The sequence below is a fragment of the Paraburkholderia sp. UCT31 genome (genome assembly GCF_014397655.1).
GTDB lineage: Bacteria > Pseudomonadota > Gammaproteobacteria > Burkholderiales > Burkholderiaceae > Paraburkholderia > Paraburkholderia tuberum.
Map to the genome: position 1 here is coordinate 1 of NZ_VZQP01000101.1, position 13,687 is coordinate 13,687.

Genomic DNA, 13,687 nt, shown 5'->3' on the forward strand with positions numbered 1-13,687 from the left:
TGCCCGGACATCGAATCGGGCGATCGCGATGCCGGTCAGCCCTGGTAAAGCGCACTCGCGAGATAGCGGCGGCGCAGTTCCCGCAATGCCGATGCGAGGATGGCGCTGACCGGCAACGCGAGCAACACGCCGAAGAATCCGAACAGCCGCCCAAACGCCAGCAACGCAAAGATGACCGCGAGCGGATGAAGGCCGATGCGCTCGCCAACCAGTCTCGGCAACAGCACAAAGCTTTCGAGAATCTGGCCGACGCCATACACCGCGACCACCACGGCCACGCCATACCAATCACCGAATTGCAGCAGCGCCGCCAGCAGCGCGAACGCGAGGCCGGTCGCAAAGCCGATGTAAGGGACGAATACTGCAAGCGCGCTAAACAAGCCGACGGGCACCGCCAGATCCAACCCTGCAATCGTCAGCACAGTCGGGTAGAACACGGCGAGCACTGCAATCACCAGCAATTGCCCGCGCAGATACTGCGACATCATGCGATCGATCTCTCCGACGAATTCCCGTGTCTTGCCGAGCCAGCGCCGCGGCACGAAGCTCGCCATGCGCGCGAACGCCTCGTGCCTGTCGTAGAGCAGATAGAACAGGACGAGTGGCATCAGCACCGCATTGCTCACGACATTGATCATCACGTTGCTGCTGGTGCGCAGGTACTGCCATACGGCAAGCATCGCGCCCTGCCCGTCCGCTTTGAGACGGGCCGCCAGCGCCTCGCGGATATTCGTCACATCGAGCGAATAATCCAGTCCCAGAAAAGCCAGACGCGGCTTCAGCCATCCATCGAGTTTTGCGACGATAAATGGAATTTGCCTGATGAGTTCCGGCCCTTCCTTCTGGACAACTACGCACATGAGCAGCATGACGAGTGCGACGGACAGAGCAAACAAAGACATCATCACCAGCGCCGCAAGGCCGCGCGGAATGCGATGGCGTACCAGCCACTCCACGCCCGGCTGCAAAATGTATGCGACGAGCGCACCGAGCAGAAACGGCGTGAGAACGGCACGCAGGTTCCACAGCAACACGCCGGCCGCTAACGCAACGGCGCCCCAAAACAGAGATTGACGATGGTATACAGTCATAAGCGCGCCCACTGGGCGAGTGATCGAGTGGCTTTCGTCGTTGAGCCGAAGCATCGGCGGAAGTATCCGTCTTAACCGCAGGAGCCGGCGATGCCGGGTCGCCGCGCGGCGCATCCGTCAGATCGGCGTCGCGCCGCTAGCCGCGCTGTGGGTACGCCTGTCATCACCGTGCTGGCGCGACGGGTCTTGCGGCGTCGCCGGTTTGCTGGTGCCTGTCTGCGATTGGCCGCCGGGTTGCCCGGTGACTTCGATCCACAATGGACGCGACATCGGATCGGGCGGCGACATCATTGCCGGTGCTTGGATCGCGGGAACGACAATCGCGATGACGCGCGGCGTGGGCATCACGGTCGTGGAACAACCGCAGACCGTCGCAACAAGCGGGAACGAGCACAGCAAGGCGAAACAGAAGCGCGGTCGGCGCGTCATTCCCGCCACCGATGCAGCGAATCGTTCAGGTCTGGTTGAGCAGTCATGGGTGACATCTCCACGGTTGATTCAGCGTGCGCTGGCATTGCGGCGACTCGCCTACAGCAACTTCGAGGACGGGCCACTATGTGATAATATTATCACATTCGCGCGATCGGTCAATATTGATTCTAAAGATCGAGCCGCGCTGCATCCGCCATCGGCGGTACGCCGTGCGCGCTGCCGGTCCGACTCCCGGCCAGTTCGCAGACGCGCAGCGGGCTCAGTGCGTCAGGACGCTCGGGTGCGCGGCGAGGCGCTCGACCTCGAGTAGCGCCTGACCAAGCACATCGATAGCTCCATTCGTGGTGGAGGCCGTAGCAGCGCTGCGCAACGCGTGCTGAACGATTTCGTGAATGACGTCCGTGTTCGATGAACCGGCGTGGAACGTAAGTTGGTGTGCCATAAGTATTCCTGCGTAAAAACGAAGCCTGTTTAATGTGGACGCAGTATAAGCAAAGCGCGCCGCCATTCGACGCGCGCAATTATGAGTTGCGAGATCTTCAATACACGGTTTGCGTGAATCGCGAATCGCTGACATACGAACAACAAGCGGAACGTATTCCGATACCCACGTAGCGTCTTGTCGACGAACGGCGATGGAAGCGCGCATGCTCGACGGCTGATCTCGTTTGTGTAACGACCAGCGGATACAGTCGAAGCGAATTGCTGCGTGTCATTCAGACAGCCCGCACCGCCCTTGCCTCCGGACACACTAAGAAGCACACACTGCTTCAGCGCAATCGGCTACAACCTTGCAGCGACGGCAACTATCCGTTGCCCCGTAGATGCTTGTAAGCCGACCGTAAGTGACTAGACTGGCACCAACGAACTGGCAAACAGCACTCATGCCTCGCCAGACCGTTGTTCCCCAAACACCGCGTCTCCTGCATCCGACGCTCGATATGGAGTCTGATCATGCCGAAGTCGAAGACCTTCATCCCCGTCCCTGTTGTCGCGTCGATCCTGTCCTTCTCGACCGCCGCATTCGCTAGCAGCAGCGGTCCCCAAACCTATGAGCAAGCGGCTGTGCAACCGGTTCAGCGTCAAACGGTCGGCTACCATGACCACACGGGCGCCAATACACAACATGCAATGGACTTTCAGGCGGTGTTAGCCCGCGTGGAAGCCCAGCGGCAAGCGTTCAACAACTGCGGCGGGGTGACTAGTTCGTCCGCTCCCCTCCCGTCAGACAACGTAGCGTCGGGTAGCCCCGTCGACTTCAGTACCGCAACAGCGTCCTGGCGTTACAAGGCAACCTTGGCCGCGCGTTGATACGGCTCGCGGCTGCTAATCGCATCAAAATCAAACAACCAACTGTAGAGAATTGAAATGAAAAAGACCTTCCTTGTACTGTTCGCCTTCCTTACCAGCACATCCGTGCTTGCGCAAAGCAATCTGCCGCAGCAATTGCCATCGCAGCAGCCAGCGTCCGCCGAGCAACCGTCCACGAAGCAGCTTTCACAGGGTGGGCCGCAGCTTCCGCAACCTCCACAGCTTCCGCAACTTCCGACACAAGCGTCGACGCAACTTCCGAACCAGCTCCCGACACAAGCGTCGACGCAAGTCCCGACCCAGCTTTCGAAATAACCCCGTATGGCTGCGCAACCCGCGCAGCCATACCTGGGAGACCGGCGATTGTCGCGGCTAGCCGGATTCTGTTCATCGCCGTAGGCGCATGTGATGCACGACGGCGTTTGCCGGCGATTCGTTCACGTCGTCGGCAAATCGCTGGCCACGAGACCGTGGTTGGTTGAGCAATAGACTGCTCTCAACCCTTCCTCAGCAATTCCTCAGCAATTCGATAAGGCGCGGCATCTTCGCCGGCTGCCTGCGGGTTTCGGCGATCGCATGGACTGCGTGTCGCGTGCGGGGGCTGCCGACGCGATGAAACGGACGATGCCGGGTTGCCGGCAAATCGAACCGCAGCCCGGAGGCAGCGATGGAACGCCATGAGCGCTTCCGGAGAAACGCTATCCCCGAATCCGTAGGGGACGTCGCAGTATCCGAACACTATGTGGCGTCGTGCGCTGTCCTTCAGTGCTGGGTAACGGACATCACGCGTTGCGGGCCGCTGGCCCGACTATGAAGAAGGAGATGGGCACGCGCTTATCATGCCCTTCACGCGCTGCCCGGGTGTAATTCGGCGGCCGGCGCAGGTAACGATGCCGGCCTCTTTGTATCCACGAAGCACTGATCACCGCGTGGCCGCCAGTACGCGCACCGGAATCGACTTCGCGCCCGGCACCTTGCTCTCTTTCGCGTAGTGCCATAGCGGCAGCAGCGGATTGCATTCCGGGTAATAGCCGCCGATGCATCCCTGCGGCACGTCGAACGGCACGACGGTCAGTCCGTCGACGTGCCGCTCGACGCCGTCGTCCGCGATCGTCTCGAGGCAGATGCGGTCGCCGTGCGCGAGTCCGCGCTTCTCCATGTCGACCCGATTCATCAGAATCACCATGCGCGAACCCTTGATGCCTCTGAAGCGGTCGTCGAGGCCATAGATGGTCGTGTTGAACTGGCTGTCGCTGCGCAAGGTCATCAACCGCAGCGAATCGGGCTCACGCGTGGGCATGTCCGGATCTTCACCGATCGAAGTCGGCACCATGAATTCGGCCTTGCCGCTTTTGGTCTTCCACTTGCGCTGCCGCGCCGGCAGCGGCCGGATCACGCCGCCGGGTGTCCACATACGCGCCTCGAAATCACCGAACATCTCGGGCCATGTCTTCGACATCTCCAGACGCACGCGCGAATAGTCGTCGCGCCATGCATCCCAGTCGACACTCGAGCGCTCGCCGAGCGTCGCCTTCGCGATGCCCGCGACGATGAACGGCTCCGAGCGGATCGTCGGCGCGGCCGGTTCGGCCATGCCACGCGAGCCATGAAAGTGCGCCGTGCTGTCTTCCATCGACACCGCCTGCGCGCCGCCCGCCTGCCGGTCGATCTCGATGCGGCTCAGACACGGCAGCAGATACGAGCGCTGGCCGTGCACCAAGTGGCTGCGATTGAGCTTGGTCGCCACGTTGACGGTCAACCCGAGCGCGGCCCACGCCGGTTCGGTGCGCACCCGGTCGGGCACCGAGCGCACGAGGTTGCCGCCGAGGTTGATCATCGCGTTGACCTTGCCGTCGAGCATCGCCTCGAAGGCCTCGACGATGTTCATGCCTTTCTCGCGCGGCGGCTCGAACGAAAACTGTCTGGCCAGTTGATCGAGCGGCGCGAGCTCCGGCTTTTCGGTAATGCCGACCGTGCGCTGCCCCTGCACGTTCGAATGCCCGCGCACCGGCGACGGCCCCGCGCCCGGCTTGCCGATATTGCCCCGCAGCAGCAGCAGATTGCACAGCATGCGCACGTTCTGCACGCCCATCCGATGCTGCGTGAGACCCATGCCGTAATGGATGATCACCGCGTTCGCCTTCATGTACTCGTCGGCGGCTGCCTGGAGCGCGTCGCGCGGCAATCCGCTCACTCGCTCGATGTCGTCCCAGTTCGCGTCGCGCGCGTACTGAGCGAATTGCTCGTAGCCGTTCGTATGCTCGCGGATGAAATCGACGTCGACGACGCGCGCGTCGCCCGTGCTCACCGCGCGATCGTCCACTTCGATGACGAGCTTGCAGATGCCGAGGATCGCGGCGGTATCGCCACCCGTCTTCACCTGGTGGTATTGCGTGCTGATCTGCGTATCCGTGGGGGTGAGCATCTCCAACGCTGACTGCGGGTTTGCGAAATGCAGCAGCCCCGGCTCGCGTAGCGGATTGAACGTGATGATCGGCACGCCGCGTTTGCGCGCGTCCTGCAACTGATGCAGCATGCGCGGGCTATTGGTGCCGACGTTCTGGCCGAAGAAAAACATCAGGTCGGTCTTCTCGAAGTCGTCGAGCGAGACCGTACCGACGCCCACGCCAATCGCTTCCTTGAGGCCGACGCTGGTGCTTTCGTGGCACATGTTCGAGCTGTCAGGCAGATTGTTGGTGCCGTACATGCGCGCGAAAAGCTGCAGCATGTACGAGGTTTCCAGTGAAGCGCGGCCCGACGTGTAGAACACCACGCTGGCCGGGTCCAGCGTGCGCAGTTCGGCGCCGATCGCATCGAATGCTTCCTGCCACGGCACCGGCACGTAGCGGTCGGTAGCCGGGTCGTAGCGCAGCGGCTCGGTCAACCGTCCCGCTTCCTCGAGATCGTGGTCGTGCCATTTGGCGAGCTCGCTGACCGTGTGGACCTCGAAGAAATCGGGCGTTACGCGTTTGGCCGTCAGATCCCACGCGGTCGCTTTCGCACCGCTTTCGCAAAACTCGAACGTATGCGGATCGGCCGGCTTCGCCCACGAGCAGCTGACACACATGAAACCGCCGGGCTTATTCTGATGCATCAGAACCTGGCTATCCTTCAGCGGTGCTTTTTCCTGCAGCAGGATTGTCGCCACCGCCTTGACCGACCCCCATCCGCCCGACGCGTAGGGATACGCGTCGCTTTTGTCTTCCTTGTTCATGAGTCCACCCGTTTGGCCATAAATGTCACGTCATGACGTATCAGCACATCGCGTTCCCGGCTGCGGCCAACCGCCAACTTCATGACCGACACCTCCATCCCGCGCGACACGTCCGCCAGTCTGAACGCGATGCGCAGGACGCTGCGCGAAGTGTTCGGGATCAGCCGGCTGCGCCCCGGCCAACGGGACATCATCCGCAGCGTCATTGCGGGCGCGTTCTCGGCAACGCATCGAACTCGTCGTCGTCGATGAAGCGCACTAGGTATCGCAGTGGGGCCACGATTTTCGGCCGGCATTCCTGCGCATCGTCCGCGCGGAACGCGCCATGCTGCTCCTCGCGCGTACCGCCGTCCGCGATCATGGGGCGTGCGTTTGCGCGCCCGAACCGGAGCCCTGCCATGAAAACGCTCGAGCACAAAATCGGTTCTCCGTGGTATCAGGCCACCCGTGCGACGCTACGCCGAGCCGTCCCATCGGGGCTGTTGGCCGGCTGCGTCTCGGCGGCGACAGCCGCGGCGGCATCCACGGACGCATCGGGCAGCCCGCTCGCGCCGATCAATGCCGTCACCCACTGCCTGTGGCCGCAACGCGCGCTGCGTGAACGCGGCTTCAGCATCCGGCATACGGTGACCGGCTTCGCGATCCATCAGGCAGCCGCGATCTTCTGGGCAATGATGTTCGAGCAACTGGTTGACCGGATGGCCGGCCCCGACCCGTCACGACGGCCCGGCGCGACCGCGGTGGCCGCAGCCACGACCGTGGCGAGCGCGTATGTGGTCGACTACAAGGTGGTGCCCAACAGGCTCACCCCTGGATTCGAGGCGCACCTGTCGCGCCGCTCGCTCGGGAACGTCTACGTGGCGCTCGGCGCGGGCCTGCTCGCGGCCGCGCTGCTGCGGCGGCCGGATCGATGAAATGCGCTCGCGCAAAAAAGAGCCACCCGCCTTCAACCGGCATGGTCGCCGCAAGCGCATTTGAGAACGATGTCCCCTGGAGTCCAAACGGAGGACAAAGGCAGTATAGGAAGCGCGCCCCGCCGCGCACGATGCCTGGGCCAGGCGCAAGACGTGAGCGATCCGCGAAGCACCGGGCGCGCTCGCAAGCCTGCGAGCATCACGCCATCTGCTCCGCCGGCACCGCCACCGAACGGCCCGCGAGCCGCTCGAACTCGTCGACGTCGTGGCTGCAAAAAATCGTCAACGCGGGGCTCGCCCGCTTCGCCAGATCACGCAGGCGGCGCTGGTTGTACAGTCGCGCCGCGCGATCCTGTTCGAGCATCCACTGATAGAAGCGCAAACCGGGTGCGCAATGCGGACGCACCGGGTCGAGCTCGCCGTTGTCGAAATAGGCGTCGCCCGCGAGCAGCAACCAGCCGCCATCGCCGTGTACCGCGACGCCCGCGTGACCATAGGTATGGCCTCGCAACGGCACGAGCGCGATCTCGCTCGCGAGTTCTTCGATCGGATGGACCTTGGCGAAGCCCTCCCAACGCTCGGTGTACTGCGGCGAATGCACGCGCCACATGTTCTGATACGACCACTGCTGCGGCCTGAAGCGCTGCCGGTCCAGCCACGTCTTCTGCTGCGCCGCGTATTGGCGCTCGCTCGCGAGCATGTGCACCGTTGCGTGCGGAAAGTCGTCGAGCCCGCCCGCATGGTCGAAATCGAGGTGGGTCATCACGATGTGGCGCACGTCGGCCGGGTCGAAACCGAGCCGCTCGATCTGCCTGATCGCCGTCATTTCATTTCGGAACTCAGGATTCAGCAGCCTCAGGAAGAATTTGCCGAGGCGCGAATAGGGATCGGCGACATCGCGCAGACCGAAACCGGTATCGACGAGCACGAGCCCCGCCGGACTTTCGACGAGCAGACAATGGCAGGTCAGATGCCCGCGGCGGATCAACGAATCGGGGTGGCCGTTGAACAGCTTGCCGCACAGCGGGCAAGTCGAAATGCAGTTCAGATGGTGCACTTTCATGCCGCGCTCCCGGTCACGGTGACTGCATTCGTGCTTGTCGCTTCCGCGGCAGCCGTCGCGCGGCATGCGCCGTATGCGTCATTCAGCGAACAGATCCGGTCCGAACACCTCGTAGTGAATCTTCGACTCGTGAATGTCCATGTTTTTCAGTGCGTCGTGCTGCAGCCGCATGAAAGGAACGGGACCGCAGATGTAGTAGTCGGGCTCGGACAACAGGATCTCGTCGCGCAGCTTGCTGAGGTCGATGAAACCCGCGTTGTCGTAGTCGCGGCCCTGTACGTCGGTATCGAGCGGCGCGTCGTAGAACACGATCGCGCGGAAATTCGGCTGGGTGACGGCAGTCTGCTGCAGACGGCCGCGCATCGCATGCACCGCGCCGTTGCGCGCACCGTGAATGAACACCACGCGCCGCCGACGATCGGATAGTGCTCCGCCTTCACGAAAAGTTGAATGATCGTATAGCCGTGCGCGGCCAGAACCGGGGCCGTGGCCTTGACGATGTCCTTGGTTTTCTGCGTCCGCATTTCTTTCCTCCTGCAATAGGACGACTGGTCGCCTCGCTCGTGCGCGTAAATGGTGGGGTGGAATTGTCCGATCGCGCATACCCCTTCAAGCGTATCCAGGCGACCATGCTCCTCCAACCGATGCTCGCTGTCCACAAGCTGAAGGCCATGGACACGCCCGAGCAAACGCACGCCGCGACACGTCCAACATCGGTCGTCCGATTGGAGACGAACGCGGGCCGGTCAGGAAACGTGCCGTGCGCGCCGACACGCGCTGGGAGCGTTTCCGTCAAGGTCCGAAAAACGTGTTGCAGAATTTGCCGGCCACATTGCACGTCTGTTGACCCGAAGGCTGCACATTGGTGCGCTCGGCCGACGTCGCGCATCCACCCATCATGGCGACGGCAAATGTCATCACGAGCGTTCCGCGCAGCGCTGCCGCGCGCCGATTCTTCGCTGCGTGAGTCGCGTTGCGATCACCATCGCAACGCGCGGATGCGCCGCGCTTGCGTGCATCGGTAGCGCACGAGCCTTGTCCGACATCAGGCATTTCGCCCTCCCTCGCGATAGTCGCCACGTTCATCGTGCCACGCACAAAGGGATTTCCAACGAGGGTACCCGAGCGCTGGCGCGATCACCACACCGCCTTTTGCTATTTTGATCCAGATCAGAAGTTGACCGACTAACCGACGACGGCGCGAACTTCATTTGCACACGCTGTCATCACGACGTCACACCAACAGTCGAGCGTAGAAGCAATCCGGCGCGTGGGTTCGTCGAATGTGGGTTCCGCAAACTGCGGCGCGAGAGTGGACGGGGCTGTCCACAATGCGGCTGTCTCGGACAACTCACTGCGATGTACTTTTTTTTTGCAAATGCGAGCATGCTGAATCCGGCGTTTTCGGACATGTCATCAAGCCGGTATGACTTACTGTGAACGACGAGTAAGCTGGAGATAACAAAACGGGGAGAGAACCTGTGAAAGCCGCGCGTAATCACAACGACGTCACAAGGAAATTGACGCACATCAGCGCGATTGTCCAGCGCCTCGAACAACTCGTTCAATGCGACCGCGGCGACTGGCAGGGCACGGGAATTGCGACGCCGGCTTACTGGCGCGCGCGCATCGAGGCCAACGCCGAACTGCCGCCGGCGCTGCAGCCGCAAGCGCGGCTCGCTACGCTCGAAGCACGGAGCCAGCGCCGCTCGAGCGCGCAGGGCGGCAATTAGCGCCGCGCCCGTCGCGCATGATCATCGCGCACCGGCACGATCACACACTCACGCGACGAAGGACATGATGATGATGCGCACCTACGAATACCACGGGTTCACGATCGAGGTGACCGTCGAGGCGGATTTCACGTTGCGCCCCGCCGGGCGCGCGGCGGTACGCACCCGCTACGCGGCGGTGGTTCACATCTATCAGGCGGGCGCTGCGGTCGCAACGTTCTCGCCGCTGCGCGTCGACATTGGAGGCAGCCGGCCGTTCGACACCGAGGCCGATGCGTTGATGGGCGGATATAGCGCGGCGCGCCGATTCGTTGACGACCTGTTCGCCCGTGCGGCGGATGCCGCGGACTCCGCGTTGAGCGCCCTCACGAGCAGCAAAGCAGTGCGCTCGCGGCAGCCGGCACCGCGTTGATCGATTGCTGGGCAGCGGGAATGGCGCATGCGGTAACCGCCGGCACCCTTTCCCTGGAGAAACGCCATGTCCAATGACGCCTCATCGCTGTCGCCGTCGATTACGTCGATGATCCGCCTCGACCATATGCACGTGCTCGCCGCTTCGCACCGATACCACGCGTCCACGCCGTGGTGGCGCAAACGTGCGATCGTCAACGGCGTGTGCGACGCGCTCGATATCCACGCGCAGCTCGAGGAGGAAATTTTCTACCCGGCGCTCGACCGCGCGCTCGGCAATGACGAGGCACTGAGAAAAAGCCGTCCCGAGCACGACGAGATGCGCGCAACGATCGCGAAGCTGCGCGGGATGGGCCCCGAAAACGCCGCCTACGACGGGCTCTTTTATCAACTGATCCGCGAAGTCGCTCATCATGTCGCCGACGAGGAAACCATCCTGCTGCCCGACGCCGAGCGCGTGCTGAAGAACGAACTGCGGTCGCTCGGCGCCGCGATGACGCGCCGCCGGATGCAGTTGCTCGGAGAGCGCCCGATGGACATTGCGGTGAATGCCGCGGGCACGTTTCCGATCGCCACGCTGCTGCTGGGATCGACTGTATTGCTCGCGTTGCGGCATTGGCTGCCGAGGTCGCGTCGCGCGGCACAGACGCGGCGTCAATGGAACTAGCACATACTACTGACACCACGGGCGCCGCCCGCGATCGCGCATCAACGATTCGGGCGCGATGCACCCGGCGTGCGCCCGCGCCGCTGTTTCGTCTTCGCCGGTTCACCCGGCTCGACGAGCCCGGCCGCGACGCGGCGCGCGGTTTCGGCCGCGATGTCGAGCGCGTCGTCCCATGACACGTGGCCGCACGTCCCGCGTCGCTCGAAGATCGTGTGATGCTCGCCCCCACGCTCCGTCACGACCACGACCCACTGGAAAGCGCCTTCCGAATCCCGGATGACGGTCCAGCTTACGAGGAAGTCGGCAATCTCTATCTTCTGCAGGCGCATGTCCGGCTCGCTGTCGATCCGCTTCGTCGATCGGCTCTGTCCGAATGTACGCATGGCACGAGGTCCTTCGTTTTGGCCCTTCGTTCAGGGCCTAATTCTGCTACAACGTTGCCCGGCAGATTGCCGCCGGCATCGGGCTGTTTCGGTTTGTCGTTCATCACGGCTCCTTTGATCGATTCATGTGTGGGCCGAGCAAGCGCTATACCGCATGGCCGAGCGAGAACCAGAAGCATTGGATCGCGCGCATGGGTTCGAGCCTCGTTGCTGGACCGGCAAGCTGGCCCGGCTAGAAACTCATCGCGAATCCGAACGACACCCCGTGTACGTTGCGACCGAACACATAGCGCACCATCGCGCGCGTACGGGTGACGATGACGGGATACCTGCTGCTGTCGAGTTCGAGGCCGACTCCCAGCGACGTGAGGTCGTTGAAACCCAGCACGCCTGCACTGTCGCCGAAATAGTGCGAGTAAGCGGCTTCGAGCACATAGCGGACCGGCCGGTCCAGTGCGTGCCAGCCGGTGGGCGCGCGCCAGCGCGTCCATAGGCTCACCTGCTGCGCCATGGCCGAGCCCTGAACGGCCTCCGACGAACCGCCGAAACTGCGCAGGTAAATATCGGTTGCCCGCAATTCGGCGTCGATTTCGTAGTTTTCGCGGTAATGCTCGTAGTCGAGCATCAGGGAGCCGCCATAGCCGTAGGCGTTCAGCGAGCCGTTTTCGAGGAACTGCAGGTTGCTGTCGGTGACATGATTGAAGAGGGTCTGCCCCACCTTCAGGTCACTCGAGACACGCCCAATCGTGCCGTTCAAGATCGGACGGAACACCAGTTCGTCCGTGATGCGGAAATCCCACCCCAGGCCGACCGTGCCACTGAAGGTGTTCCACTTCGTCGGCACCGCACGCTGCTGGGCGCCATCCGTGGCAATGAAGATCGGATCGTAGCGGCTGTAGGCGAGCGTGCCCTCCATGTACAACGGAAACGACCTGCTGAGGGTGAAGCCGCCGCCAAATTGCGTCTGCCCGAAGCCGGGATTACCCGTCAGGCCGTTGTTGACCGACAGGTTACTGGTCGTAACGTCCGGGACTGTCGTGTAGGTCATGATCGCGAGCACAGCGTCTGCGTGCTGCTTTACATTGCCGCCAATCACGGTGTTGCTCGACAATTGCCTCGGCGCGACCTGTGCGTGCGAAGGGCAGGACAACAGGTTCAAGGTTAGAGCGGCACACGCCCCAAATGCGCGAAGTGACCAACACTTCCGAAGCGCCGGCATAGTCAAACAACCTCGCCATTTGTCGACGAGATTGCAGGCTCACTTGCTGGGTCATACACGGCATATCCAACGAGCATGACGCGCTCCTGTCAGTCGGCTGATCGTGTTCGTCTTCCGCGAAGTCGCCATCCCGTTGCACAAAAGCACGCGCACGCAACTGATGCAATTCCGACGGGCATTGCGCCGCTCACAGCACCTGGAAGGTCTGCGTTAGTATGTGATAGAAATACCTGAAAGGAAGTAGTACGGCAATACGGGCGATCTTCAGTCGCTTGCGTGGCGTTCGGCGACGAACATCGCCGTCGACTCACGAAACCTCGCAGCCCCACTTTCGCAGGGAGCCTCGTTATGTCCACTCATTCGGTCCCGAACGACAAACCCGTCAAGATCCCCGGCCCGGATCATCCAATCACGATTGAGCACCACCACGCGCGCGTGATCGTCATGGCAGGCGGTCACGTGATCGCCGATACGCACGACGCATTGACGCTGCTCGAAGCCCGCTATCTGGCCGTGCTGTACATCCCGCGCAAGGACGTCGATATGACCCGGCTCGAACGCACGGCGCACGCCACTTATTGTCCGTACAAGGGCGAATGCGCATACTTCTCGATTCCTGCGGCCGGCGAGCGCGGCACCAACGCGGTGTGGACCTACGAGCACCCATACGACGCTGTCGCGCCGATCCGCGAGCACCTTGCGTTCTATCCCGACCGCGTGGATTCCATCACGCAGGAGCCGGCCGCGCACTAGGCGAACGCGCGCGTCATGCCGCGTGCGGGCGCGGCGATCGCGGCGACCGGCATGGCCCGAGCGGCACGGACGGCGGCGCCGCGCGGCGGCCGCTGCTCGCACCACGCAAGCTATCAATCCGAGCGGGTTTCCCTCTCGCGTTCGAAGTAACAGAATCTATCGTCACGCCTGCTCCCTCACTCGGCTTTCATGCCGGCGCCACCCAAATGGGCGCACATCCGACCGCCGGTGCCGCTCATTCTCTTTGCAGTCGGTATTCAATCCGCGCTACAGAGGTGAATCAACATGGCTGAAAAAGTTACATCGACGGAATCCGCGATGACACAGGCCGCGCTCCAGGCGATGACGGCGAACTGCGCCAGCTCGTTCAGCGTTGGCGGCGCGCTGGTCGATGATAACGGGGCTCGCGCCATTTCTGAAGGAAGCGGTGGCCGAAGACCTGAAGAACGGCGGCACGGCGCACGCGGGTTAGGCGCAAGGCCGGGCTGGATACGGC

Annotated in this window: 17 protein-coding genes and 1 pseudogene; 8 read left to right on the forward strand and 10 right to left on the reverse strand. The window is 62.7% G+C overall.

Annotation, left to right across the window (positions count from 1 at the left end; all coding sequences use genetic code 11):
* Window positions 1-35: 35 nt before the first annotated feature.
* The 3 genes from F6X40_RS39525 to F6X40_RS39535 form a co-directional block, all read right to left on the reverse strand.
* The gene (locus tag F6X40_RS39525; RefSeq protein ID WP_184068541.1) at window positions 36-1,091 is read right to left on the reverse strand and encodes an AI-2E family transporter; all 1,056 of its coding nucleotides are present in this window, start codon (window positions 1,089-1,091) and stop codon (window positions 36-38) included.
* 117 nt (window positions 1,092-1,208) lie between these two features.
* Entirely contained in the window at window positions 1,209-1,436 is a 228-nt protein-coding gene (locus F6X40_RS39530; RefSeq protein ID WP_187631615.1) for a hypothetical protein, read from the reverse strand.
* 346 nt (window positions 1,437-1,782) lie between these two features.
* Window positions 1,783-1,965 carry a hypothetical protein gene (locus F6X40_RS39535; protein ID WP_187620124.1) on the reverse strand — a complete coding sequence of 61 codons (183 nt, stop codon included), beginning with the start codon at window positions 1,963-1,965 and terminating at the stop codon, window positions 1,783-1,785.
* A 512-nt stretch (window positions 1,966-2,477) separates the two neighbouring features.
* Between F6X40_RS39535 and F6X40_RS39540 the strand changes: the two genes are divergently transcribed.
* Entirely contained in the window at window positions 2,478-2,834 is a 357-nt protein-coding gene (locus tag F6X40_RS39540; RefSeq protein ID WP_184023464.1) for a hypothetical protein, read from the forward strand.
* Between the two features lie 57 nt (window positions 2,835-2,891).
* Window positions 2,892-3,149: a hypothetical protein gene (locus tag F6X40_RS39545; RefSeq protein ID WP_184068360.1), complete on the forward strand. Its 258-nt coding sequence runs from the start codon at window positions 2,892-2,894 to the stop codon at window positions 3,147-3,149.
* Between the two features lie 607 nt (window positions 3,150-3,756).
* Here the strand turns inward: F6X40_RS39545 and F6X40_RS39550 are convergent.
* From F6X40_RS39550 to F6X40_RS43345, 3 genes are read right to left on the reverse strand one after another with little or no spacing between them, the layout of a single operon-like run.
* The gene (locus F6X40_RS39550) at window positions 3,757-6,048 is read right to left on the reverse strand and encodes an FdhF/YdeP family oxidoreductase (RefSeq protein ID WP_187631616.1); all 2,292 of its coding nucleotides are present in this window, start codon (window positions 6,046-6,048) and stop codon (window positions 3,757-3,759) included.
* On the reverse strand, window positions 6,045-6,254 hold the full coding sequence (locus F6X40_RS43340; RefSeq protein ID WP_187631617.1) for a hypothetical protein: 210 nt from the start codon (window positions 6,252-6,254) through the stop codon (window positions 6,045-6,047). Before F6X40_RS43340 ends, F6X40_RS39550 begins: the two co-directional genes overlap by 4 nt.
* Window positions 6,251-6,409: a hypothetical protein gene (locus tag F6X40_RS43345; RefSeq protein ID WP_187631618.1), complete on the reverse strand. Its 159-nt coding sequence runs from the start codon at window positions 6,407-6,409 to the stop codon at window positions 6,251-6,253. The genes F6X40_RS43340 and F6X40_RS43345 overlap by 4 nt, the downstream gene beginning before the upstream one ends.
* 37 nt (window positions 6,410-6,446) lie before the next feature.
* Here F6X40_RS43345 and F6X40_RS39565 point away from each other — a divergent pair, with 37 nt between their 5' ends.
* Window positions 6,447-6,962, forward strand: coding sequence for a hypothetical protein (locus F6X40_RS39565; RefSeq protein ID WP_184068538.1), 516 nt, complete (start codon window positions 6,447-6,449; stop codon window positions 6,960-6,962).
* Between the two features lie 199 nt (window positions 6,963-7,161).
* Here F6X40_RS39565 and F6X40_RS39570 read toward each other — a convergent pair whose 3' ends face one another.
* Both F6X40_RS39570 and F6X40_RS39575 read right to left on the reverse strand, forming a co-directional pair.
* On the reverse strand, window positions 7,162-8,025 hold the full coding sequence (locus F6X40_RS39570) for an MBL fold metallo-hydrolase (protein WP_187631619.1): 864 nt from the start codon (window positions 8,023-8,025) through the stop codon (window positions 7,162-7,164).
* 78 nt (window positions 8,026-8,103) lie between these two features.
* Window positions 8,104-8,454: pseudogene (locus F6X40_RS39575) on the reverse strand (nitric oxide dioxygenase); the annotation flags it as partial.
* Window positions 8,455-9,506: 1,052 nt separating this feature from the next.
* On the opposite strand from F6X40_RS39575, the gene F6X40_RS39580 reads away from it, so the two are divergent.
* The 3 genes from F6X40_RS39580 to F6X40_RS39590 all read left to right on the forward strand — a co-directional run bounded on the left by F6X40_RS39580 (window position 9,507) and on the right by F6X40_RS39590 (window position 10,836).
* Window positions 9,507-9,758: a hypothetical protein gene (locus F6X40_RS39580; RefSeq protein WP_187631620.1), complete on the forward strand. Its 252-nt coding sequence runs from the start codon at window positions 9,507-9,509 to the stop codon at window positions 9,756-9,758.
* 64 nt (window positions 9,759-9,822) lie between these two features.
* Window positions 9,823-10,170, forward strand: coding sequence for a hypothetical protein (locus F6X40_RS39585; protein ID WP_262421724.1), 348 nt, complete (start codon window positions 9,823-9,825; stop codon window positions 10,168-10,170).
* 66 nt (window positions 10,171-10,236) lie between these two features.
* Window positions 10,237-10,836, forward strand: coding sequence for a hemerythrin domain-containing protein (locus F6X40_RS39590; protein WP_187631621.1), 600 nt, complete (start codon window positions 10,237-10,239; stop codon window positions 10,834-10,836).
* Between the two features lie 41 nt (window positions 10,837-10,877).
* On the opposite strand, the gene F6X40_RS39595 is transcribed toward F6X40_RS39590, so the two are convergent.
* Window positions 10,878-11,219, reverse strand: a complete 342-nt coding sequence (locus F6X40_RS39595; RefSeq protein WP_260330345.1) for a hypothetical protein — start codon at window positions 11,217-11,219, stop codon at window positions 10,878-10,880.
* Window positions 11,220-11,451: 232 nt separating this feature from the next.
* On the reverse strand, window positions 11,452-12,438 hold the full coding sequence (locus tag F6X40_RS39600) for a hypothetical protein (protein ID WP_090810559.1): 987 nt from the start codon (window positions 12,436-12,438) through the stop codon (window positions 11,452-11,454).
* A gap of 348 nt (window positions 12,439-12,786) precedes the next feature.
* Here F6X40_RS39600 and F6X40_RS39605 point away from each other — a divergent pair, with 348 nt between their 5' ends.
* Window positions 12,787-13,191, forward strand: a complete 405-nt coding sequence (locus tag F6X40_RS39605; protein ID WP_187631622.1) for a DUF427 domain-containing protein — start codon at window positions 12,787-12,789, stop codon at window positions 13,189-13,191.
* A gap of 285 nt (window positions 13,192-13,476) precedes the next feature.
* The coding region (locus F6X40_RS41990) for a hypothetical protein (protein WP_222946293.1) at window positions 13,477-13,687 on the forward strand (211 nt) is incomplete at its 3' end.